The sequence below is a fragment of the Nocardioides lentus genome, assembly GCF_039529515.1.
Lineage (GTDB): Bacteria > Actinomycetota > Actinomycetes > Propionibacteriales > Nocardioidaceae > Nocardioides > Nocardioides lentus.
On the sequence record NZ_BAAAMY010000014.1, the window covers coordinates 108,149 to 131,470 of the forward strand.

Consider the following 23,322-nt stretch of genomic DNA (forward strand, 5'->3'; position numbering starts at 1 on the left):
CGGGAGGGGGCCCGCCGTCAGGGCAGGGCGACGAGGCCCAGCTCGGAGGACGAGGCCAGGTGGGGGTGGCGCGGCAGGACGCGGACCGTGTAGCCGAAGGGGCCGGTGCGGTCGAGGGTGACGGTGCCCTCGAAGCGGTGGCGCCCGCCGTCGTAGGACTCGGCGACCGCCAGCGGCTCCGCGACGGTGCCGGTCAGCTCGTCGTGCGCACCGATCCCCCCGTGCACGAGCTGGACGACGACGTCGTCGGGCGACAGCCCGCCCAGCGCGACGTAGGCGTGCGCCGACATGGTGGCCCCGAGCTCGGGGGTGTCCGGCAGGTCGGCGGTCTCCACGTGCTCGACCTGCACGGCGCCCCACTGCGCCCGCACGTGCGCCTTCCACGCCGCGAGCTCCGTGGCGCCGGTGAAGTCGCCGTCGAGCAGCCGCGCCGTCGCGGCGGCGGGGGCGTACAGCTCGGCCACGTAGTCCCGCACCATCCGTGAGGCGAGGACCTTCGGCCCGAGCGACTTCAGGGTGTGGCGCACCATCGCGACCCAGCGGTCCGGCACGCCCTCGCGGTCGACGTCGTAGAAGCGGGGCGCGACCTCGTGCTCGACGAGGTCGTAGAGGGCCGTGGCCTCGACGTCGTCGCGACGGTCGGGGTCGTCGACGCCGTCCGCGGACGGGATCGCCCAGCCGTTGTGGCCGTCGAACCACTCGTCCCACCAGCCGTCGAGGATCGACAGGTTGAGCCCGCCGTTCAGCGCCGCCTTCATGCCGGAGGTGCCGCAGGCCTCGTAGGGACGCAGCGGGTTGTTCAACCACACGTCGCAGCCGGGGTACAGCGGCTGCGCCATCGCGATGTCGTAGTTGGGCAGGAACACGATCCGGTGCCGGACCTCGGGGTCGTCGGCGAAGCGGACGAGCTCCTGGATCAGGCGCTTGCCGCCGTCGTCGGCGGGGTGCGACTTGCCGGCGATGACCAGCTGGACGGGGCGCTCGGGGTGCAGCAGCAGCCGCTTGAGCCGCGCGGGGTCGCGCAGCATCAGCGTCAGCCGCTTGTACGACGGGACCCGCCGCGCGAAGCCGATCGTCAGCACGTCGGGGTCGAGGGCGTCGTCGATCCAGCCGAGCTCGGCCGGCGCGGCGCCCCGCTCCAGCCAGGAGGCGCGCAGGCGCCGCCGCGCGTCGTCGACCAGGCGCGAGCGCAGCACGCGCTTGGTGCGCCACAGGTCGGCCGCGGGGACCTTGTCGACGGCCTCGAACGCGGTCGGGTCGTCGGGGTCCGCCCCGGCGTCGGCGGCGAGCCCGAAGACCTCGCGCGCGACCCAGGTCGGGGCGTGGACGCCGTTGGTGATCGAGGCGATCGGCACGTCCCCGGCGTCGAAGTCGGGCCACAGGCCGTTGAACATCCCGCGGGAGACCTCGCCGTGCAGCAGCGAGACGCCGTTGGCGCGCTGGGCGAGGCGGAAGCCCATGACCGCCATGTTGAACACGCCGGGGTCGCCGCCCGGGTAGTCCTCACGGCCCAGGGCCAGCACCCAGTCGACGGGCAGACCGGGCACCGGGCCGTCGCTGCCGACCGAGCCCGCGCCGAAGTACTGGCGCACCAGGTCGATCGGGAAGCGGTCGATGCCCGCGGGCACCGGGGTGTGGGTGGTGAACACCGTGCCCGCGCGCGACATCTCGAGCGCGGCGTCGAGCGGCAGGCCCGGCCCGCCCTCCACGACCGAGAGCTGACGGATGCGCTCCAGGCCGAGGAAGCCCGCGTGGCCCTCGTTGGTGTGGAAGACCTCCGGGTACGGCGCCCCCGTGATCTCGGCGTGCACGCCGATGGCACGGGTGCCGCCGACGCCGAGCAGCAGCTCCTGCAGCAGCCGGTGCTCGCCGGCCCCGCCGTACAGGCGGTCGGTCACGTCGCGCAGGTGGCCCTCGTTGGCCTCGATGTCGGAGTCGAGCAGCAGCAGCGGGACGCGTCCGACCTGGGCGACCCAGATCCGGGCGTGCAGGGTGCCGCCGGGGACCCCGAGGGAGACGGTGGCCGGGGTGCCGTCACCGCGGCGCAGCAGGGTGATCGGCAGCCCGTCGGGGTCGGCGACCGGGTAGGTCTCCTGCTGCCAGCCGTCGCGCGACAGCGACTGCCGGAAGTAGCCGTGCCGGTAGAGCAGACCCACGCCCGTGATCGGCACGCCCAGGTCGGAGGCGGTCTTGAGGTGGTCGCCGGCGAGGATCCCGAGACCGCCGGAGTACTGCGGCAGCACCGAGGTGATGCCGAACTCCGGGGAGAAGTAGCCGATGCCCCGCGGCCCCTCCTCGCCGCCCTCGGCGGTGCGGCGCTGGTACCAGCGCTCCCCCGTCAGGTACTGCTCGAGGTCCGCGACGGCGAGGGCGAGCATGCGGGTGAAGCGCTTGTCGCGCTCCAGCTCGGCGAGCCGCTCGCGCGAGACCGCCCCCAGGAGCCGGCCGGGATCGTGGCCGACGGCCGTCCACAGCTCGGCGTCGACCGCCGCGAACACGTCCTGGGTCTCGGGGTGCCACGACCAGCGGAGGTTGCGGGCGAGGACGGCGAGACCCTCCAGCGCCTCGGGCAGCAGGGGACGGACCGTGAACCGACGGATAGCGCGCACGGACGGAACGTAACGCTTTGCTTGGATCGATCCAAGCCCGTCGTGCGCGACGGGGTCCCCGGATCGGCGCGTAACCACGACCCCCCGGCCCCGTTGGGGGGAGTCATGACACCTCGCCCCCTCGGCCGGCCCCGTCTCGGAGCCGTGGCCGTCAGCCTGCTGGTCGCCGCCGCGATCCCCGGCCTGACGCCGTTGCCCGCGCTCTCCCAGAGCGCCACGACCGCCTCCGCGGCGGCCCTCCCCACCGACGACACCGTCACCCTGGCCGACGCCCCCCGCGGCCTGGAGGACCTCGACGTCCGGGGCCTGGCCTCGCCGAGCCCGGCGCAGCGCGCCGCCGCCGAGCGGCTCGGCCTGCGGGTCACCTGGAACCGGTTCGGCACCGCCGCGTCGGTCAGCCCGGCCGGGGGCTCCGACCTCGGCGCCGCGACCGGGGGCCCCGTCGACGCCGCCCGCGCCTGGCTCGGCGCCAACCGCTCGTTGCTCGGCGTCAGCGCCGAGGTGGTCCAGGGCCTCGAGCTCGTCAACGACGCACCGCTGCAGGGCTCGAGCGGACGCGCGGTGCTGCTGCGCCAGACCTTCGGTGGCGGCGAGGACCGGCTGGCCTCCGCCCGCGGCGGCCTCGTGAGCGTCGGCATCGCCCGCGGACGCGTCGAGTACGTCTCGTCCTCCCTCGTGAAGGCCGCGCCCGGCGCCCTCGCCGACGCCCCCACCCTGGACCCGGGCGAGGGCTGGCGGCTCGCCGCCGAGTACGTCGGCCTGGACCTCGCCGGCGACGCCCTCGACGGCATCAGCGAGAGCGTCGACGACGCCGCCGGGGTGGTCGGCTCGCTGCGCCCCTGGACCCGCCTCGACGTCCCCGGGCTGCTGCAGGAGCAGCAGGCCCGCGTCTCGGCGCTGGCCGGGGCCGACGGCACCGTCCGCCCAGTGATCGAGGCCAACGTCGTCGACGTCGTCGGCGGCGAGGCCTCGGCGTACACCGTCGTCCTCGACGCCGTCTCGGGCCGGGTGCTGCTGCGGGAGAACCAGGTCGAGCACGCCGGGGCCCCCGGTGCCGCCGCGCCCGCGTCCGCCACGACGGCGGCCTCCCCCGTCGCGACCCAGGTGCGCACCGTGCCGTTCCAGGGCTCGGTGACCGCCACCTCGTGCGGCCCGGAGCACCCGTTCACCCTGACCGACGGCGCCACCCGCACCGTCACCGTCGCCGCGACCACCGTGGTCCCGGTCGACGACATCACCGTGACCCTGCTCGACGAGGACGGCACCACCCTCGCCTCGCAGGACCTCCTGACGTCGCCCGAGGTGCTCACCTACTCTCCGGGCACCGCGATCCCGGCCGGCGACTACGCCGTGCGGATCTGCCCCTTCGACGCCGACTCCGTGCCCGGACCCGGGGCCTACACCGGCGTCGTGCAGACCTCCGACACCGCCGCCCCCGGCGGCGGGACCGCGCTGCCGCTGCCCCGCTACCGGTTCTTCCCCGCCAACCCCGACCTGGACTGGTCGCCCGACACGGTGGCCGGCGGCGACTTCCTGGGCTGCTGGACCGGCAACCGCAGCCAGCCGGGCGGCAACGGCCGCTGCGACCTGCCCAGCGGTCCGCTCGAGCAGCCGTTCAGCGCGCCCTGGGACGTCGTCCGCGGCGTCGACGTGCCGTCGTTCACGACGCTCGGCAACAACGCGAGCACCGCCGAGGCGTGGGCCAGCCCGCTCACCCCGGGCGGTCTGATGCAACGCCCGTTCTCGGCGTTCCGGGAGTACGACACCGAGTTCACCGACGCCTGGAACAACGCGCGGTGCAACCCCGACCAGCTCGTGCCGGGCGGCAACGACATCGAGTTCGCCGTCACCAACCTGAACGTCGGCCACAACCGGATGCACGACTACAGCTACGGGCTCGGGTTCACCGAGCGCAACTACAACATGCAGGTGTCCAACCTGGGCCGCAACACCGACCCCACGCGGGCGCAGGACCCCGAGGTCGGCAACGTGCAGGCCGGCGCGATCACCGGGTCCCCGGCGACCACCGGGCTCGGGCGCACCAACGCCAACCAGATCACGCTGCAGGACGGCATCCCCGGGATCACCAACCAGTACCTGTTCCAGCCGCTCGCGGGCGCCTTCTACGCCCCGTGCGCCGACGGGGCGCTGGACTTCGGGATCGCCGGTCACGAGTACACCCACGCCATCACCAACCGCATGGTCGCCGGGCCCGACGAGGGCCTGACCTCCGAGCACGGCGGCGCCATGGGCGAGTCGTGGAGCGACCTGGTGGCCGCGGAGTACGTCTTCAGCCACGGCTACGACGCCGGCACCCGGCCCTGGGTCCTCGGCGCGTACGCGACCGGCAACCGGGTCAAGGGCATCCGCGACTACGCGATCGACCGCAACCCGCTGAACTTCTCCAACTACGGCTTCGACACCACCGGTGACGAGGTCCACGCCGACGGCGAGATCTGGAACGGCACGATGTGGGAGGTCCGCCAGGCCCTCGTCGACCGCTACCAGTCCCGCTTCCCCTACGGCGACCGCAACCTCCAGCTGCGCTGCGCTCAGGGCAGCGGCTCCCAGTCGCCGTCGCGCCCGATCGACTGCCCGGGCAACCGCCGCTGGGTGCAGCTGATGTTCGACTCGTTCCTGCTGCAGGCCAACGGCGCGGTGAGCATGCTCGACATGCGCGACGCGTTCCTCGCCGCCGACCGGATCCGCTTCGACGGCGCCAACGCGAAGCCCATCTGGGACGCGTTCGCCCGTCGCGGCATGGGCGAGGGGGCCTCGGTGCCGGGCCCGGACTCGGGCGACACCAGGCCGAGCTTCGCCTCGCCGCGGTCGGAGAACGCCCGGGTCACGTTCCGCACCCCCGCACCGGGCCGGATCTACGTGGGCGACTACGAGGCCCGCTCCACGCCGTACGCCGACACCCTGGGCGGGACGCCGCTCGCGGCCACGAAGTCGTTCGCCCCGGGCCGCTACGAGCTGGTCTACGTCTCGCCGGGTCGCGGGGCCACGCGGTTCTCCCTGACGGTGGCCGCCGGGCAGAGGCGCACCGTGACGGTGGCGGCCCCGGCCAACCTCGCCGCCGCCTCGCGGGGTGCCTCCGTCCTCGCGGCCAGCGAGGGCTCCCTGACCCCCGAGGCACTGATCGACGGCACCGAGGGCACCAACTGGGCCGGGATCTCCTCGACCGACGTCGACACGGGGCAGTCCCCGTTCGTGACGGTCGACCTGGCCGGGGGCACGCAGACCGTGCGCCGGGTGCAGGTGAGCGCCCTGCTCCGCCCCGCGGCGGCCGAGGGCGAGACCGACCCCGAGTCGGGCTCACGGTTCACCGCGCTGCGCCGGTTCGCCCTGGAGGCCTGCACCAGCCGGTGCGACAGCCCGGGCGCGACGTTCCGCCGGTTCTACACCTCGCCGGCCGACGCCTTCCCGGCCCTGCGGCCACGACCGGTGGCGCCGGACCTGACGCTGCGGTCCTTCCCCGTGACGCCCACGAGGGCCGCCGCGATCCGGATGGTGGCGCTGGAGAACCAGTGCACCGGCTTCTCCGGCTACGCCGGTGAGCAGGACGACGACCCGACCAACGCCACCGACTGCAAGACCGCCAGCGACCGCGGTCGGTCGGTGCGGGCCGCGGAGCTCCAGGTCTACTGACCGGCCCCGAGGGGAGGATCGGTGCCACCAGGTGGCACCGATCCTCCCCTCACGCCGTTCCCGCGGCCGCCGCCGCGAGGAGGTCGAGGAGCCCGGGCACCTGAGGTGGTCGAGCAGCACGCGAGCCCCGGCGAGCGCGCGGCGTCGAGACCGCCGCCACGAGGAAGTCGAGGAGCCCGGGCACCTGAGGTGGTCGAGCAGCACGCGAGCCCCGGCGAGCGCGCGGCGTCGAGACCGCCGATCCCGTGACGTCCGACCCGCACCGAGGGGGTCGGCGGACAACCGCGACCGCTCACTCCCGCGAGGCATCCCGCAGCGCCGCCCGCGCGGTCTCGGCTTCGCGACGCTCCGTGCGGTAGCGGCTCTCGGCGAGGTCGGGGAGCTCGTCGTACGCCTGCCGGATCAATGCCTCACGCTTGCGCCTGGACCAGTTCTGGACCTGCTTCTCCCGGGCGAAGGCGTCGTCGATGCGGTCGTGCTCCTCGAACCACACCAGCTCGACGGGCCGTCGGTGACGGGTGTGCCGGGCTCCCAGACCTTCCTGGTGCTGGTGGAGGCGCGCGGCGAGGTCCGTCGTGCTCCCGACGTAGTAGCCGCCGTCGCTGCAGCGGAGCATGTAGACGACCCCTGATCTGCTCATGCGGTGATGCTGCTAGGTCGTGAAGGGTGGTGCCAGGGCCGGTTTCCTGGGCTGTGGACGAAGGTCCCCGGCGGTCTCGACGCCGCGCGCTCGCCAGGGCTCGCGAGCTGCTCGACCACCTCAGGCCCGCCCACGGTCCCGACCACCTCAGGCCCGCCCACGGTCCCGACCACCTCAGGCCCGCCCACGGTCCCGACCACCTCCCGACGAGCTCACGCACGCAAGGGTTCTCCCCGTATCGGGAGCGCGGCGGCTGGTGGTGGGGTGGTGGTGACGACACCGGCACCCCGGAGGGAACGCGATGACGCCACCGATCCCCGCGACCGGGCCCCTGCGCCCCGGCCGCCGCGCACTGCTGAAGGGGCTGGGGGCGCTCGCCGTGGCCCCGGCCGCGCTCACGGTCCTCGGCGGGCCGTCGTACGGCGAGGAGGGCCGGGTCGACGCGCGCGGCTACGAGACGCCCGCGGAGCCCTCCTGCCTCGCGGACCTGATCGAGACGGGGGTGGTGAGCCGTGGCGATCTCGTGGCTGGCTGACGTCCTGCGCGGCGCCGGGGTCCAGGTGGTCGAGGAGGGCGACTGGCTGAGCCGCAGCGCCGGGTCGTCCTTCTCGCCGATCGGCGTGCTGTGGCACCACACCGCGGCCCCCAGCAGCGCCTCGCGCCCGGCGCCGGCGCTCGGCATCTGCATCAACGGCCGCTCCGACCTGCCGGGGCCTCTGTGCCACGCGCTCGTCGATTACCACGGCGTGTTCCACGTCATCTCCGCGAACCGGGCCAACCACGCCGGCCGCAGCGCGGGCTCCGGACCGATCCCGGCCGGCGACGGCAACACCCTGATGGTCGGGTGGGAGATCGACTACGCCGGCGACGGCGGCGGCGGGGTGCGGCAGGAGATGACGCAGGCCCAGTACGACGCCTCGGTGCTCGCGACCGCGGCCGTGCTCGACCGGCTCGGCCGCGACGCGTCGTACGCCCGTGGCCACCGGGAGACCTCGACGACCGGCAAGATCGACCCGTCGTTCATCGACCTCGACGTCATGCGCGCCGACGTCGCCGCCGCGATGGGCGGCGCGCCGCCGACCGAGCCGCCGTCCGGGGGCACCCGGCTGCGCGCCACGGTCGGCAACCTCAACGTGCGTACGACGCCGTCCACCTCGGGGGCCGTCGTCGCGAGCCTGGCCAACGGCACGGTGATGACCGTGGACTGCCAGGCGGTCGGGGAGGCCGTGACCATCGGCGGCAACACGAGCCGCAACTGGGCGAGGATCTCCTCCCCCGCGTCGGGCTACGTCACCTGCCACTACGTCGAGACGGGACCCAACCTGCGGGTCGACGCCTGCCCCGTCTAGAGCCACGACGGGCCGGGCGCATCGCGCCCGGCCCGCCCACCGTGGACGCGAGGTTGTCGCAGGTCCGGCGGGCATCGCTAGGGTCGACGGCATGGTCGGACGCATCCCTGTCATGGACGTCGCCCCCCTCGTCGACCTCGGGAGACAGCCTGCGAAGGCCACCGTCGACGAGCCCTTCCCCGTCACCGCCACCGTGTTCCGCGAGGGGCACGACCGGCTGGGCGCGGAGGCGGTGCTGGTCGCCCCCGACGGCACCCGGAGGCCGCCGGTGCGGATGGTGCCGGCGAGCGAGGAGCCGGGCGAGTACGTCGCCTGGGTGACCCCCGACGCGCCCGGCGCGTGGGGCTTCGAGGTGCAGGCCTGGTCGGACCCGCTGGCCACGTGGGAGCACGACGCCGGCCTCAAGATCCCCGCCGGCGTCGACGTCGAGCTGATGTTCACCGAGGGCGCGCTGCTCTTCGAACGGGTCGCCGCGGAGGTGACCGACCCCGCGGACCGCGCGTCGCTGGCCTCCGCGGTCGAGGCCTGCCGCGACACCGAGCGCCCCGTCCCGGCCCGGCTCGCCGCCACCCAGGACGCCGCGCTCCTCGACGTCCTGCGCCGCCACCCGCTGCGCGAGATGCTCACCACCGAGGGCCCGTTCCCGGCGTACGCCGACCGTCGCCGGGCGCTGTACGGATCCTGGTACGAGTTCTTCCCCCGCTCCGAGGGCGCGACGTACGACGAGGCCACCGGCGCCGTCGTCCCCGGCACGCTGCGCACCGCCGTCGCCGGCCTGGAGCGGGCCCGGGCGATGGGCTTCGACGTCGTCTACCTGCCGCCGATCCACCCCATCGGCGAGGTCAACCGCAAGGGCCCCAACAACACGCTGACCCCCGGCCCCACCGATCCCGGCAGCCCCTGGGCCATCGGCAGCAAGGACGGCGGGCACGACGCCATCCACCCCGACCTGGGCGACTTCGACGACTTCGACGCGTTCGTGGCCCGCGCCGGCGAGCTGGGCCTCGAGGTCGCGCTGGACCTCGCGCTGCAGTGCGCCCCCGACCACCCGTGGGTCACCAGCCACCCCGAGTGGTTCACCACGCGCGCCGACGGCACGATCGCCTACGCGGAGAACCCGCCGAAGAAGTACCAGGACATCTACCCGCTCAACTTCGACAACGACCCCACCGGCATCTGCCGGGAGGTCCTGCGCACGGTGCGGCTGTGGATGAGCCACGGCGTGCGGATCTTCCGCGTCGACAACCCGCACACCAAGCCCGTCGCGTTCTGGGAGTGGCTGCTCAAGGAGGTGCGCCGCACCGACCCCGACGTGCTGTTCCTGGCCGAGGCGTTCACGAAGCCCGCGATGATGCGCGGGCTCGGTGCCGTCGGCTTCCAGCAGTCCTACACCTACTTCACGTGGCGCACCGCCAAGTGGGAGATCGAGGACTACCTGCGCGAGCTGGCCCGCGAGACCGACGACCGGATGCGCCCGAACTTCTTCGTCAACACCCCCGACATCCTCCACGGCTTCCTCCAGTACGGCGGGCCCGCGGCGTTCAAGATCCGCGCCGCGCTGGCCGCCACGAGCGCCCCCAGCTGGGGCGTCTACGCCGGCTACGAGCTCTTCGAGCACGTCGCGGTCAAGCCGGGCAGCGAGGAGTACCTGGACTCCGAGAAGTACCAGGTCCGGGTCCGGGACTGGGAGGGCGCCGAGGCCGAGGGCCGCACGCTGGCGCCGTACCTGACCCGCCTCAACGAGGTGCGCCGCGCCCACCCCGCGCTGCAGCTGCTGCGCAACGTCGTCATCCACCACAGCGACGACGAGAACGTGCTCGTCTTCTCCAAGAGCACCCGGCTGCCCACCGAGCCGGCGGGCCCCGAGGACGACACCGTCATCGTGGTCGTCAACCTCGACCCGCACGCCACCCGCGAGACCACCGTCCACCTCGACATGGGCGCGCTCGGCCTCGAGTGGCACGACGGCTTCGCCGTCACCGACGAGATCACCGGTGAGACCTACAGCTGGGGCGAGCACAACTACGTGCGGCTCGACCCCGGCCACGAGCCCGCGCACGTCTTGAGCGTCAGGAGGACCGCGTGAGCACCGGCGAGCAGGAGAAGGAGGGCCTCGGCCCCGCCCCCGACTTCGACCACGAGTCGGGCGACCCCGCGCTCGAGGCCGACCCGGCGGCCGGCACCACCGCCGCCGACAACGCGGACTTCGCGGCCGGCGACACCCCCGACTGGTTCAAGACCGCGGTGTTCTACGAGGTGCTGGTCCGCTCGTTCCGGGACTCCAACGGCGACGGCACCGGCGACTTCCGGGGTCTGATCGAGAAGCTGGACTACCTGCAGTGGCTGGGCGTCGACTGCCTGTGGGTGCCCCCGTTCTTCCCCTCGCCCCTGCGCGACGGCGGGTACGACGTGGCCGACTACTCCGGCGTCCTGCCCGAGGTCGGCACGGTCGAGGACTTCCACCACCTCCTCGACGAGGCCCACTCGCGCGGCATCCGCGTGATCATCGACTTCGTCGCCAACCACACCTCCGACCAGCACCACTGGTTCCAGGAGTCCCGCAAGGACCCCGAGGGGCCCTACGGCGACTTCTACGTGTGGTCGGACACCGACGACCTCTACTCCGAGGCGCGGGTGATCTTCGTCGACACCGAGCCGTCGAACTGGACGTGGGACCCGGTGCGCGGCCAGTACTTCTGGCACCGGTTCTTCCACCACCAGCCCGACCTCAACTTCGACAACCCGGCCGTGCACGACGCGATGATCGACGCGATGCGGTTCTGGCTCGACATGGGCCTTGACGGCTTCCGCCTCGACGCGGTGCCCTACCTCTACGAGCGGCCCGGCACCAACGGCGAGAACCTCCCCGAGACCCACGAGTTCCTCAAGAAGGTCCGCCGGTTCGTCGACGAGGAGTTCCCGGGCCGGGTGCTGCTGTGCGAGGCCAACCAGTGGCCGGCCGACGTCGTGGAGTACTTCGGGGACTACTCGGTCGGCGGCGACGAGTGCCACATGGCGTTCCACTTCCCCGTGATGCCGCGCATCTTCATGGCCGTGCGTCGCGAGTCGCGCTACCCGATCTCCGAGATCCTCGAGCAGACGCCCGCGATCCCCGAGAACTGCCAGTGGGGCATCTTCCTGCGCAACCACGACGAGCTCACCCTCGAGATGGTCAGCGACGAGGACCGCGACTACATGTGGGACGAGTACGCCAAGGACCCCCGCATGGTCGCCAACATCGGCATCCGCCGACGGCTGGCCCCGCTGCTGGACAACGACATCAACCGCATGGAGCTCTTCAGCGCCCTGCTGCTGTCGCTGCCCGGCTCACCGGTCCTGTACTACGGCGACGAGATCGGGATGGGCGACAACATCTGGCTCGGCGACCGCGACGGCGTGCGCACCCCGATGCAGTGGACGCCCGACCGCAACGCCGGCTTCTCCTCGGCCACGCCGGGACGCCTGGACCTGCCGCTCAACCAGGACCCGGTGTTCGGCTACCAGTCGGTCAACGTCGAGTCGCAGCTGGAGAACTCCTCCTCGCTGCTGCACTGGACGCGCCGGATGATCCACGCCCGCCGCCAGCACGCGGCGTTCGGGCTCGGCGACTTCACCGACCTCGGCGGCTCCAACCCCTCGGTGCTGTCCTACCTGCGCACCCACACCGAGACCGCCGCCGACGGCACCGCCCGCGACGACGTCATCCTCTGCGTCAACAACCTCTCCCGGTTCCCCCAGCCCGTCGAGCTGGATCTGCGGCGCTGGCAGGGGTACCGGCCCGTCGAGCTCCTCGGCGGGGTGCCGTTCCCGGTCATCGGCGAGCTGCCCTACCTGCTGACCATGGCGGCGTACGGCTTCTACTGGCTGCGGCTCACCCCGCCCGACGACGCCGGGACCACGAGCACCGGAGGCCTGCTGTGAGCGCACCCGACCCGACCGCACCCGACTCGACCGCACCCGACCTGCCCGCACCCGACCTCGGGGCCGGGTCGATCCGCGCCTCGCTGGCCGACTACCTGGTGCGCACCCGCTGGTTCGCCGGCAAGGGCCGGGACTTCGCGATCACCGACGTCCGCGAGCTCGGCCGGCTGCCGGGCGACGCGCCCCAGGTGCGGCTGCTGCTCGTCGACGTCGAGTACGCCGAGGGCACCGACGCCGACCGGCGCGAGACCTACCAGGTGCCGCTGTCGTGCTACGCCGAGCCGCAGGAGGCCCTCGAGTACGCGCTGGTCGCGACCTGGCCCGCCGGGGCCGACGCGCCCGTCCAGGCCTACGACGCCCTGCACGACCGTGCGGCGATGGCCGCGTGGCTGACCGCGTTCTCCGACGCCTTCGAGGCGCCCGACAAGGTGCTGCGCACCGACACCGGGCTGGCCTTCCACCGGCTGCCGTTCTACACGCTCGACGAGACCGCCACCTCGCTGCTGTTCACCGGGGAGCAGTCGAACTCCTCGGTGGCGTTCGGCGAGGACTCGCTGATGAAGGTGTTCCGCAAGGTCACCACCGGCATCAACCCCGACATCGCGATCCACGAGGTGCTCACCCGGGCCTCCTCCGAGCACGTCGCCGCCCTCTACGGCTGGCTCGAGACCGCCGAGCCGACCTCGGGCGAGCCGCTGCAGCTCGCGATGATCCAGCAGTTCCTGCGCACCGCGAGCGACGGCTGGGAGCTCGGCCTGGCGTCCGTGCGCAACCTGTTCGCGGAGGCCGACCTCCACGCCGACGAGGTCGGGGGCGACTTCGCCGCCGAGTCCGCCCGGCTCGGGGTCGCGCTCGCCGAGGTCCACGAGACGCTCGCCGAGCACTTCCCCACCGCCACCGCCGACCGCGCCGCGATGGGCGGGCTCGCTGCCGCGATGGCACGCCGGCTCGACGAGGCGCTGCCCGTCGTGCCCGGCCTCGCCGACCACGCCGACGCGCTGCGGTCGCTCTACGAGGACGTGGCCTCGCTCGAGGGCGTCCGCGTCCAGCGGGTCCACGGCGACCTGCACCTCGGACAGACGCTGCGCACCGTCCGCGGCTGGAAGATCGTCGACTTCGAGGGCGAGCCCGCGAAGCCGCTCGGCGAGCGGGTGCTGCCCGACTCCCCGTGGCGCGACGTCGCGGGGATGCTGCGCTCCTTCGACTACGTCCCCCGCGTCGTCCAGCACACCATCGACGACGACGAGGGCGAGGGCGCCCACCAGCGCGCCTACCGCGCCGCCGAGTGGGCCGACCGCAACCGGGCGGCGTTCCTGTCGTCCTACGCCGGCCGGGACCTGACCGACGCCGAGCAGGCCCTGCTCTCGGCGTACGTCGCCGACAAGGCCGTCTACGAGACGGTGTACGAGACCCGCAACCGGCCGACCTGGGTGTCCATCCCGCTGGCCGCGATCGCACGGATCGGAGCGCGATGACCCTCCCGCCCACCCCCTCCTCCCCCGAGCATGGCTCCCCGGGGACCGCCCGCTCGTCGGCCCCCGGCGGGCCCGTGCCCGTGGCGCTCGACGAGCTCGACGCCCTGCTGCGCGGCGAGCACGGTCAGCCGCACTCCGTGCTGGGCCCCCACCCGGCCGCGGACGGCTCCGGCGTGACCGTGCGGGTGGTGCGGCCCTTCGCCGAGACCGTGACGATCCGCCACGGCTCGGCCCCCGCGCCCGACGGTGCGCTCGAGACCGCGCTGAGCCACGAGCACGGCGGGGTGTGGGTCGGCGTCCTCCCGCTGGCCGAGACCCCCGACTACCGGATCTCGGTGACCTACCCCGACGGCGCCCACCACGTCACCGACGACCCCTACCGCTTCCTGCCCACGCTGCGCGAGGGCGACCTGCACCTCATCGGCGAGGGCCGCCACGAGCAGCTGTGGACCGTGCTCGGCGCCCGGGTGCACCGCTACTCCGGCGGGCTCGAGGGCGACGTCGTCGGCACCTCGTTCGCGGTCTGGGCGCCCCGCGCCCGCGCCGTACGGCTCAAGGGCGACTTCAACGGCTGGGACGGCCAGCAGCACCCGATGCGCCAGCTCGGCACGTCCGGCGTGTGGGAGCTGTTCGTGCCCGACGTCGGCTCCGGCGCCCACTACAAGTACGCCGTGCTGGGCTCCGACGGCGTCTGGACCGACCGCGCCGACCCGCTCGCGGGCTGGGCGCAGGAGCCGCCGGAGACCGCCTCGCGGGTGTTCGAGTCGTCGTACGCCTGGGGCGACGACGCCTGGATGGCGGCCCGTGCGGAGCGGCAGCCCGTCGCGGCCCCGATGTCGACCTACGAGGTCCACCTGGCCTCCTGGCGGCGCGGGCGCACCTGGGAGCAGCTCGCCGACGAGCTGGTCGGCTACGTCTCCGACCTCGGGTTCACCCACGTCGAGCTGATGCCCGTGATGCAGCACCCGTTCGGTGGCTCGTGGGGCTACCACGTCACGTCGTACTTCGCCCCCGACAGCCGCTTCGGCGACCCCGACGGCTTCCGGCTGCTGGTGGACCGGCTGCACCAGGCGGGCGTCGGCGTGATCCTCGACTGGGTGCCCGGCCACTTCGCGACGGACCCGTGGGCGCTCGCGCGCTTCGACGGCCAGCCGCTGTACGAGGACCCCAACCCCCAGCGCGGCTGGCACAAGGAGTGGGGCTCCCACATCTTCGACTTCGGCCGGAACGAGGTCCGCAACTTCCTCTACGCCAACGCCGTCTACTGGTGCGAGGAGTTCCACGCCGACGGCCTGCGCGTCGACGGCGTCGCCTCGATGCTCTACCTCGACTACTCCCGCGAGGAGGGCGAGTGGAGCCCCAACCGCTTCGGCGGCCGGGAGAACCTCGAGGCCGTGCAGTTCCTGCAGGAGATGAACGCCACCGTCTACCGGCGCACGCCGGGCGTGGTGACCATCGCCGAGGAGTCGACGTCCTGGCCGGGTGTCACCCAGCCGACGTCGGCCGACGGTCTCGGCTTCGGCTTCAAGTGGAACATGGGCTGGATGCACGACTCGCTCGACTACGCGGCGTACGAGCCGATCTACCGCTCCCACCACCACGGCGAGATGACCTTCTCCCTCGTCTACGCGTTCAGCGAGAACTTCGTGCTGCCGATCAGCCACGACGAGGTCGTGCACGGCAAGGGCTCCCTGCTGCGCAAGATGCCGGGCGACCGGTGGCAGCAGCTCGCCAACCTGCGCGCCTACCTGGGCTTCATGTGGGCCCACCCCGGCAAGCAGCTGCTGTTCATGGGCGCCGAGTTCGGCCAGGAGTCGGAGTGGGCGGAGTCCCGTGAGCTCGACTGGTGGCTGCTCGACCACCCCGAGCACCTCGGCGTGCACGCGCTGGTGAGGGACCTCAACCGGGTCTACACCGACACCCCCGCGCTGTGGACCGCCGACGCCACCCCGGACGGCTTCGCCTGGATCGACGCCAACGACGCACCCCACAACGTGTTCTCGTTCGTCCGGCGCTCGGCGCCGCTCGGCGGGTCCGCGGCGGCGACGTCGGGTGAGGGCTCGGGCTCCGCGGAGGCGGCCCCGGACCTGGTCTGCGTGTCGAACTTCGCGGCCGTCCCCCACGAGGGCTACCGCCTGGGCCTGCCCGCCGCCGGGGTGTGGGACGAGGTGCTCAACACCGACGCCGAGTCCTACACCGGCTCCGGCGTCGGCAACCTCGGCTCGATCGAGGCCGTCGCCGGCGACCACGCGGGCCACCCGGCGCACGCCGACATCCGGGTGCCCCCCCTCGCGACCGTCTGGTTCCGCCGCCGCGCCTGACGACCGCGGCCCGTCCGCGTCCACAGGTCGCACGGGGACCTCTTCCTCCCCCGTCGTGGCTGACGGCGCCGACGACGCCGCGCTGACCGGTCACGCCGTGGTCCGGATGTCTGGACCGACGACGACCGCACGCGGGTCACCGCGGAGCGGGCCCGGGGGCTGACGCGCCGGCCGGCCTGGGCCCCCCACCTGGCGTGGTGAACCGGGGAGGGCAGGCGCGAGCCGGCCGCGACCGCGGCGGGGCGGGCGACCGGGCACCGCCTAGGGTCGCGGTGTGAGCGAGGACCCCAGGACGGAGACGGTGTCGGAGGGCGTCGCCCGGGTGAGCTGGGCCCACGCCGGGATCGAGGCCGTCAGCGGCGCGGTCGAGGCGGCGCTGGGGACGCACGGCCGGGTCGAGGCGCAGGTGCCGGCGGGCGACGCGCGGGCGCACCGGGTCGCGACCTGGTCGGGCCTGCGCAAGGAGGGCGTACGACGGGGCGTCGCGGGTGACGAGGTCGTCTACGCGCGACTCGCCACGGACGCGCCGGTCGGCGAGCCCGAGGGCTTCCGGGCCCTGCTCAACAGCTTCCTGCCGCGCAAGCGGGCGATCGCGCAGATGCTGCTGCGCGACCCGTCGGGTCGGGTGCTGCTGTGCCAGCTGACCTACAAGCGGGACTGGGACCTGCCCGGCGGGGTCGTCGAGGTCGGCGAGTCACCGCAGCTGGCGGTCTCCCGGGAGGTCCGCGAGGAGCTGGCGCTCGACGTCGACGCGGGCCCGCTGCTGCTCACCGACTGGCTGCCGCCGTGGAGCGGGTGGGACGACGCGCTGTGCCTGGTCTTCGACGGCGGCGTGCACGACCCGGCCGTGGTCGACCGCATCGTGCGGCAGGAGCGCGAGATCCGCAGCGCGGCGTTCTGCACCCCCGAGGAGGTCGCGGCACGGTGCTCGGAGCAGACCGCCCGCCGTGTCGCCGCCGCGACCGCGGCCCTCGCGGGCGGGGCGCCGGCCTACAGCGAATCCGGCCGGACCGGGGCCCCGGCGGCGGGTCAGAACAGCGCCGACGCCAGGTCCTGACGGCCCCGCTGGACCCGCGGGTCGGCGTTGCCGACGACGGTGAACAGCGAGATCAGGTGCTCGCGCACGCGGTCCCGCTCCCCCTCGCGGGTCCGGCGCACCAGCCCGACGAGCCGGCCGAACGAGTCCTCGACGTGGCCGCCGAGGAGGTCGAGGTCGGCGACGAGCAGCTGGGCGTCGACGTCGTCGGGGTCGGCGGCCGCCGCCGCGCGGGCCTCGGCGAGGTCGGCGGTCCCGGCCCGCTCGAGCAGCTGGGCGCGGGCCAGGCCCGCGGCCGCCTCGGCGTCCGCGGGGTTGGCGTCGACGAGCCTGCGGTACTCGGCCACGGCTCCGGCGGCGTCCCCGCGCTGCAGCGCGTCCTCGGCCGGCGCGAACCGCGGGTCGACGGCCGGCTCGGCGTCGGGGTCGTCCCCGCCGCCCGCCGACGCACCGGCCAGCGGCTGGTGCCGGCCGGTCACGCCCTGCGCCGTGAGCTGCTGCAGCACCTGGGTGAAGGCGGTGCGCAGCTCCTCGAGCGGGACGACGTCCTGCAGCAGCGGGACGGGGCGTCCGTCGACGACGGCGACCACGAGCGGGACCGACGGGATCTGCATCGCCTGGGCGATCTGCGGCACGGCGTCGATGTCGACGAGGCCGGCCACGAACCGCCCGGTGAACTCCTCGGCCAACGTGGCCACGTCGTCGGCCAGGGTGGCGCTCTCCGGCATCCGCGACGGCGAGAAGAACACGAGGAAGACCGGTGCCGACATCGAGGCCTCGAGCACGGTCTGGAAGTTCTGCTCGTCGAGCGCGACCCAGTAGGCGCCGCCCTGCGCGGGCGAGCCGCCGGGAGCACCGCCCGACCCCCCGGGCCGCGCGGCCCCCGGGCCGGCGGGACCCGCGGGGGCGGGACGCTTCAGGGCGGACAGGTCGACCGCGCCGGGGCGGCTGAACGGCTGCTGCGTCATGCCCCCATCCTCGCCCATCCCCGGACCGCGCCCGTCGCAAGGTCACCACGACGCCCCGGACCGTAGGCTGCGGCGCCATGGGTGAGGTCTTCGCCGGGCGCTACGAGCTGCTCGAGCCCGTCGCCGTCGGCGGCATGGGTACCGTCTGGACCGTCCGCGACCAGGCCGACGGCGCCCTCAAGGTCGCGAAGATCCTCCAGCAGTCCGACGCCGCGTCGCTGCTGCGCTTCGTGCGCGAGCAGTCGGTGCGCATCGACCACCGCCACGTCGTCACGCCGCAGTCGTGGGCGGGCATGGACGAGCGCGTGCTGTTCACGATGCCGCTGGTGCGCGGGGGCTCGGTGGCGGACCTGCTGCGCGCCCACGGCGCCCTGCCGCCCCGCTGGGCCGCGACGCTGCTCGACCAGACCCTCCAGGCGCTCGAGGCGGTGCACGCCGCCGGGATCGTGCACCGCGACGTGAAGCCCGCGAACCTGCTCCTCGAGCCCACCGGCCGCGCCCGGCCCCACCTGCGGCTGACGGACTTCGGCATCGCCGCCGGCGTCGACCAGCCGCGGATGACCCGGGCGGCGACCGCGATCGGCACCCCGGGCTACATGGCCCCCGAGCAGCAGCACGGCGCCGACCCCGACCCCCGCCAGGACCTGTACGCCGTCGGCGTGGTCGGTCTCGAGATGCTCACCGCCGTGCGCCCTCCCGCCCGCGGGCCGACGGGCCCGGGCGACCCGACCTGGTCGCCGCCCCTCCCCTGGGCCCCCGGCAGCGAGCCCGCCGCCGTCACCGCCCTGGTGGAGCTGCTGGGCCGCGCCGCCGACCCGGACCCGGCCCGTCGGCCCGCCAGCGCCGCCGCACTCCGCGCCGAGATGCTCGCGCTCGACGTCTCGGCCCTGCCCGCGGCACCCGGTGAGCAGGTCGCGGTGGCCGACCTCTTCGCCCGGACGGCCGGGGTCGACGGGCCCGAGGGCGGGGCCCGGCCCGGGCCCGGTCACGGCGCCCCCGCCGCCGGGGCGCCCGACCCGGACGCGACGCGGGCCCCCGCCGTGGCGGGCGCGGGGCGTCGCCGCTCGCCGCGGGCGTCCCGCACGGCGGGCGCCACCGTGCGTGGGCTCGCGCTGCTCGCGGTGGGCGTCGTGCTCCTCGGGCTGGCGGTCGTCCTGGCCCTCGGCGGCTGAGACGCGACGGCCGGCGCCGTCCGGGAGGCCGCGCCGACGACGTCGGGCGGTCTCAGGCGCGCAGCGTGCGGACGCCGCCCGTGAGCGCGGCCAGGCCCCCGAGCGCCAGCAGCGCGGCCCCGCCGTACCGCAGCGGCGCCCCCAGCCCCGCCAGCAGGCCGCCCGCCCCGACGGCCCGCACGACGGGCTGCCGGTCGCCGTCCGCGAGCAGGTAGGCGTCGGGATCCACGAAGTCCGGCGGCTCGTCCTCCTCACCGGCGACCTCGACCTCGAGGGTGTAGTCGACCTCGAGCGCCGGACCCTCGTCCGGTGCCTCCACGGTGACGAGGACGTAGTGGTCCCCCGGCACGTACGGCGGGGCGTCGAGGTCGGCGCGACGGTTCAGGTAGCGCACGGGGCCGGCCGAGACCACCAGCCCGAGGCGGTCGTCGGAGAGGGCGGCCCCGTCGGGATCCGTGGCACCCACCCGGGTGCCCATCGGCGACAGGACCGTCAGCTCGACGTCGGGGCCGAGGAAGACGCCGTCGGCGAGCCGGACGGGCTCGACCGCCAGGGCGGTGCGCAGGGTCTGGCCCCACCCGACGTCGGGGACGCGGTAGACGAGGGTGCGGTCGGTGGTGGTAGTGCCGCGGTAGCGCCCGCCGGCGGCCTCGGGCGCGTCCTCGAGGCCCGCCCCGCCGGGCAGGTCCTCCCGCGCCGCGTCGACGTCGGGCGCCTCCGGCTCGCCGAGCTCGAGGGGTCCGGGCAGCCCGTCGGCGGAGACCAGGGGCGACTCCTCGACGACGCGCAGGGTGAACGGCGCCCGACCCTGCTCGCCGTTCGTGCCGCGCGCGACCCGGATCAGCAGGCGGCTCTCGGTGAGGCACTCGAAGCCGTCCTCGTCCTCGGCCAGCACCGCCTCCTGCACCCCGACGACCGTCTCGACGGCCAGCAGGGTCGGGTCGCCGTCGATGCGCGTGCTCGTGGCGGCGCCGGTCGTGCACCGGTCCCCGGCGGGGTCGAGGACCTCCAGCTCGAGCGCGTCCTCCCGGGCCGGGTCCGCGCCCGGGGAGACCGCGGAGACGAGCAGCGTCGCGTCGTCGGTCTCGCGGCGGTACTCGAACCACACCTCGCCGGAGTCCGACTCCACCGGACCGAGGTCGCCCCGCCAGGCGCCCGCGGTCACCGGGGTCGGGGCGTCCGCGTCGGAGGACAGCTCCACGTCCTCACCCGGGAGCGCGACCACCCCGGCCGGCGACCCCGCCCCCGCGCCGTCGTCGGCCCCCGCGGCTCCGCCGGCACCGACCAGCGCGACCAGCGCGGCCAGCGCGGCGGCGGCCGGCAGCAGCGGACGCACCGCGGCCCTCGTCGTACGGCGGGTGGTCACGGTCGGCGACCCTACCGGCGCGCGGACCCGCCGGCCGGCGCGGCGAGACCGTCGAGCAGCGTCGCCGCGGCGGCGTACGGGTCGCTGCGACCGGCGGCGACCTCGCCCGCCAGCACGTCGAGGTCGACGTCGCCGAGGTCGGCCCAGCGGGAGCGCAGCCGCGCGACCGCGATCGCCTCGACCTCCGCGCGGGCGCGGCGCGCCCGCCTGCGGGCCAGCTGCCCGGAGGCCTCGAGCCACGACCGGTGCTCGCCGAGCGCCGTGACGAGCTCGGCCAGCCCGGTGCCGTCGCGCGCGACGGTGCGCCGCACGGGCGGGCGCCAGTCATCCGGTTCCCGCTCGACCAGTGCGGCGGCGGCCCGCAGGTCGTGCACGACGCGGTCGGCGTCGGGGTGGTCGGCCTTGTTGACGCCGAGGACGTCGGCGGTCTCGAGGATCCCCGCCTTGGCCGCCTGGATGCCGTCACCCATCCCCGGCGCCAGCAGCACCAGCGTCGTGTCGGCCAGTCCGGCCACCTCGACCTCGCTCTGACCGACCCCGACGGTCTCGACCAGCACCACGTCGTACCCGGCGGCGTCCAGGACGCGCACGGCCTGCGGCGTCGACCACGCCAGCCCGCCCAGGTGGCCACGGGCGGCCATCGACCGGATGAACACCCCCGGGTCCTCGGCGTGCTCGCCCATCCGGACCCGGTCGCCGAGGAGCGCGCCCCCGGTGAACGGCGAGGAGGGGTCCACCGCGAGGACGCCCACGGTGCGGTCCTGCGCGCGCAGGTGGCGCACGAGGGCGCTCGTGGTGGTCGACTTCCCGACGCCCGGTGCCCCGGTGACGCCGACGACGTGGGCCCGCCCCGTGTGCGGGGCGAGCAGCCGCGCGACGTCCGTCAGCGCCGGGGCCTCGTCCTCGACCCAGGAGACGAGACGGGCCACGGCCCGCACCTCGCCCGCGCGGGCCCGGGCGACCAGGTCGTCCGCGGACCCGCCCCGGCGAGCGCTCAGGCGGGGACCCGCACGATCAGCGCGTCGCCCTGACCGCCGCCGCCGCAGAGCGCGGCGGCGCCGGTGCCGCCGCCCCGGCGCTTGAGCTCGAGCGCCAGGTGCAGCACCACGCGGGCGCCCGACATGCCGACCGGGTGGCCGAGCGCGATGGCGCCGCCGTTGACGTTGACCTTGTCCTCGTCGAGCCCGAGCTCGCGGGCCGAGGCGATCCCGACCGCGGCGAAGGCCTCGTTGAACTCGACCAGGTCCAGGTCGGCGGGGCTGATGCCCTCCTTGGCGCACGCCTTGGCGGTCGCGTTGGCCGGCTGCATCTGGAGCGTCGAGTCGGGACCCGCGACCATGCCGTGCGCGCCGATCTCGGCGAGCCACTCCAGGCCGAGCTCCTCGGCCTTGGCCTTGCTCATCACCACCACGGCGCAGGCGCCGTCGGAGATCTGGGAGGCGGAGCCGGCGGTGATGGTGCCCTGCTTGTCGAAGGCGGGGCGCAGGCCGCCGAGGGACTCGGTGGTCGTGTCGCCGCGGACGCCCTCGTCGGCGGCGACCACGACCGGGTCGCCCTTGCGCTGCGGGATCGAGACGGGCACGACCTCGTCGTCGAAGACGCCGTTCTTCCACGCCTCGGCGGCGCGCTGGTGGGAGCGCGCGGAGAACGCGTCCTGCTCCTCGCGGGTCAGGCCGAGGCCGTCGGCGTTGCACTGCTCGGTCAGCGCGCCCATCGCCTGCTGGGTGAGCTGGTCGTAGAGGGCGTCGTAGGCCATCGAGTCGACGAGCGCGGTGTCGCCGTACTTGAAGCCCTCGCGCGACTTCGGCAGCAGGTGGGGCGCGTTGGTCATCGACTCCATGCCGCCGGCCACGATCACGTCGGCCTCGCCGGCGCGGATCATCGCGTCGGCGGTCGCGATGGCGTTGAGGCCCGAGAGGCAGACCTTGTTGATCGTGATCGACGGCAGCGAGGCCGGCAGGCCCGCCGCGAGACCCGCGGTGCGCGCCGGGTTCTGGCCGGCGCCGGCCAGGATGACCTGGCCCATGATCAGGTAGTCGACGTCCTCGCCGGCGACGCCGGCCTTCTCGAGGGCGCCCTTGATCGCGACCCCGCCGAGCTCGGCCGCGGACAGGGTCTTCAGCCCGCCCAGCAGTCGTCCGATCGGCGTGCGTGCTCCGGCGACGATGACGGATCCGGACATGACTGACCTCCAGGCCTGCGCTCCAGCTGATGGGTGGTTCCGCTGCGGACCTTACCGACGGGTACCGACGCCGAGTAGGGGTGTCGCGCACGTCACACCACGCCCCGCGCCGCGGCCCGTCGTACGACGATGGGGCGATGAGCACCGACGCCACCGGCGGCCCCGCGACGGGCCTGCCCACCGACCTGTTCACCGCCGTCGACCACGTGGGGGTCGCCGTGCCCGACCTCGACGCGGCGATCGCGTTCTACCGCGACTCCTTCGGGATGCGCCTGGTCCACTCCGAGACCAACGAGGAGCAGGGCGTGCGCGAGGCGATGATGGCCGTCGGCGACTCCGGGTCCTGCGTCCAGCTCCTCGCGCCGCTCTCGGAGGACTCGACGATCGCGAAGTTCCTCGACCGCTCCGGTCCGGGGCTGCAGCAGGTGGCCTACCGGGTCGCGGACGTCGACGCGGTCTCCGCCACGCTGCGTGAGCGCGGCCTCCGGCTGCTGTACGACGAGCCCCGCCGCGGGACGGCCGGGTCGCGGATCAACTTCGTCCACCCCAAGGACGCCGGCGGCGTGCTCGTGGAGCTCGTCGAGCCCGCCTGAGACCCGGCTGCGCCGCGACCCCGGCCCCATCTCGGCCCC

Annotated in this window: 15 protein-coding genes and 1 pseudogene; 10 read left to right on the top strand and 6 right to left on the bottom strand. The window is 74.5% G+C overall.

Annotated elements, in window-relative coordinates:
• Positions 1-17: 17 nt before the first annotated feature.
• Positions 18-2,609 (bottom strand): alpha-glucan family phosphorylase, encoded by a 2,592-nt coding sequence (gene glgP / locus ABD158_RS17895; RefSeq protein ID WP_344009119.1) that lies wholly within the window; start codon positions 2,607-2,609, stop codon positions 18-20.
• 105 nt (positions 2,610-2,714) lie between these two features.
• Here glgP and ABD158_RS17900 point away from each other — a divergent pair, with 105 nt between their 5' ends.
• Positions 2,715-6,260, top strand: a complete 3,546-nt coding sequence (locus ABD158_RS17900; protein ID WP_344009121.1) for a M36 family metallopeptidase — start codon at positions 2,715-2,717, stop codon at positions 6,258-6,260.
• A 292-nt stretch (positions 6,261-6,552) separates the two neighbouring features.
• Here ABD158_RS17900 and ABD158_RS17905 read toward each other — a convergent pair whose 3' ends face one another.
• A complete protein-coding gene (locus ABD158_RS17905; protein ID WP_344009123.1) occupies positions 6,553-6,900 on the bottom strand; it encodes a GIY-YIG nuclease family protein in 348 nt (115 codons plus the stop codon).
• 301 nt (positions 6,901-7,201) lie between these two features.
• Between ABD158_RS17905 and ABD158_RS17910 the strand changes: the two genes are divergently transcribed.
• From ABD158_RS17910 to ABD158_RS17940, 7 genes are all read left to right on the top strand, one after another.
• On the top strand, positions 7,202-7,435 hold the full coding sequence (locus ABD158_RS17910; protein ID WP_344009125.1) for a hypothetical protein: 234 nt from the start codon (positions 7,202-7,204) through the stop codon (positions 7,433-7,435).
• Positions 7,413-8,249 (top strand): N-acetylmuramoyl-L-alanine amidase, encoded by an 837-nt coding sequence (locus ABD158_RS17915; protein WP_344009127.1) that lies wholly within the window; start codon positions 7,413-7,415, stop codon positions 8,247-8,249. The genes ABD158_RS17910 and ABD158_RS17915 overlap by 23 nt, the downstream gene beginning before the upstream one ends.
• Positions 8,250-8,340: 91 nt before the next feature.
• Positions 8,341-10,335: an alpha-1,4-glucan--maltose-1-phosphate maltosyltransferase gene (locus tag ABD158_RS17920; protein WP_344009129.1), complete on the top strand. Its 1,995-nt coding sequence runs from the start codon at positions 8,341-8,343 to the stop codon at positions 10,333-10,335.
• A gap of 158 nt (positions 10,336-10,493) precedes the next feature.
• Positions 10,494-12,170: a maltose alpha-D-glucosyltransferase gene (gene treS / locus ABD158_RS17925; protein ID WP_425573236.1), complete on the top strand. Its 1,677-nt coding sequence runs from the start codon at positions 10,494-10,496 to the stop codon at positions 12,168-12,170.
• Positions 12,167-13,645, top strand: coding sequence for a maltokinase N-terminal cap-like domain-containing protein (locus ABD158_RS17930; protein WP_344009133.1), 1,479 nt, complete (start codon positions 12,167-12,169; stop codon positions 13,643-13,645). The genes treS and ABD158_RS17930 overlap by 4 nt, the downstream gene beginning before the upstream one ends.
• Entirely contained in the window at positions 13,642-15,966 is a 2,325-nt protein-coding gene (glgB, locus tag ABD158_RS17935) for a 1,4-alpha-glucan branching protein GlgB (RefSeq protein WP_344009135.1), read from the top strand. The genes ABD158_RS17930 and glgB overlap by 4 nt, the downstream gene beginning before the upstream one ends.
• 274 nt (positions 15,967-16,240) lie before the next feature.
• The gene (locus tag ABD158_RS17940; protein ID WP_344009137.1) at positions 16,241-17,023 is read left to right on the top strand and encodes an NUDIX hydrolase; all 783 of its coding nucleotides are present in this window, start codon (positions 16,241-16,243) and stop codon (positions 17,021-17,023) included.
• Here the strand turns inward: ABD158_RS17940 and ABD158_RS17945 are convergent.
• A complete protein-coding gene (locus tag ABD158_RS17945) occupies positions 16,996-17,970 on the bottom strand; it encodes a co-chaperone YbbN (protein WP_344009139.1) in 975 nt (324 codons plus the stop codon). The two genes, ABD158_RS17940 and ABD158_RS17945, sit on opposite strands and share 28 nt — an antisense overlap.
• A gap of 68 nt (positions 17,971-18,038) precedes the next feature.
• Here ABD158_RS17945 and ABD158_RS17950 point away from each other — a divergent pair.
• Positions 18,039-19,142 (top strand): annotated as a pseudogene (locus ABD158_RS17950) (serine/threonine-protein kinase); the annotation flags it as partial.
• Between the two features lie 52 nt (positions 19,143-19,194).
• Here ABD158_RS17950 and ABD158_RS17955 read toward each other — a convergent pair.
• Genes ABD158_RS17955 through ABD158_RS17965 form a run of 3 tightly spaced genes read right to left on the bottom strand, consistent with a single transcriptional unit; the run spans position 19,195 to position 22,690 of the window.
• Positions 19,195-20,508 (bottom strand): hypothetical protein, encoded by a 1,314-nt coding sequence (locus ABD158_RS17955; RefSeq protein WP_344009141.1) that lies wholly within the window; start codon positions 20,506-20,508, stop codon positions 19,195-19,197.
• An 11-nt stretch (positions 20,509-20,519) separates the two neighbouring features.
• A complete protein-coding gene (gene meaB / locus ABD158_RS17960) occupies positions 20,520-21,506 on the bottom strand; it encodes a methylmalonyl Co-A mutase-associated GTPase MeaB (protein WP_344009463.1) in 987 nt (328 codons plus the stop codon).
• A complete protein-coding gene (locus ABD158_RS17965) occupies positions 21,503-22,690 on the bottom strand; it encodes an acetyl-CoA C-acetyltransferase (RefSeq protein ID WP_344009143.1) in 1,188 nt (395 codons plus the stop codon). The genes meaB and ABD158_RS17965 overlap by 4 nt, the downstream gene beginning before the upstream one ends.
• 137 nt (positions 22,691-22,827) lie before the next feature.
• On the opposite strand from ABD158_RS17965, the gene mce reads away from it, so the two are divergent.
• Positions 22,828-23,283: a methylmalonyl-CoA epimerase gene (mce, locus tag ABD158_RS17970; protein ID WP_344009145.1), complete on the top strand. Its 456-nt coding sequence runs from the start codon at positions 22,828-22,830 to the stop codon at positions 23,281-23,283.
• Positions 23,284-23,322 lie beyond the last annotated feature (39 nt).

Excerpts from the sequence above, each read along its gene's own strand:
- ABD158_RS17945 (WP_344009139.1), bottom strand. The coding sequence starts at position 17,970 with ATGACGCAGCAGCCGTTCAGCCGCCCCGGCGCGGTCGACCTGTCCGCC.
- ABD158_RS17920 (WP_344009129.1), top strand. The coding sequence starts at position 8,341 with ATGGTCGGACGCATCCCTGTCATGGACGTCGCCCCCCTCGTCGACCTC.
- glgB (WP_344009135.1), top strand. The coding sequence starts at position 13,642 with ATGACCCTCCCGCCCACCCCCTCCTCCCCCGAGCATGGCTCCCCGGGG.
- ABD158_RS17910 (WP_344009125.1), top strand. The coding sequence starts at position 7,202 with ATGACGCCACCGATCCCCGCGACCGGGCCCCTGCGCCCCGGCCGCCGC.
- ABD158_RS17905 (WP_344009123.1), bottom strand. The coding sequence starts at position 6,900 with ATGAGCAGATCAGGGGTCGTCTACATGCTCCGCTGCAGCGACGGCGGC.
- ABD158_RS17900 (WP_344009121.1), top strand. The coding sequence starts at position 2,715 with ATGACACCTCGCCCCCTCGGCCGGCCCCGTCTCGGAGCCGTGGCCGTC.
- ABD158_RS17965 (WP_344009143.1), bottom strand. The coding sequence starts at position 22,690 with ATGTCCGGATCCGTCATCGTCGCCGGAGCACGCACGCCGATCGGACGA.
- mce (WP_344009145.1), top strand. The coding sequence starts at position 22,828 with ATGAGCACCGACGCCACCGGCGGCCCCGCGACGGGCCTGCCCACCGAC.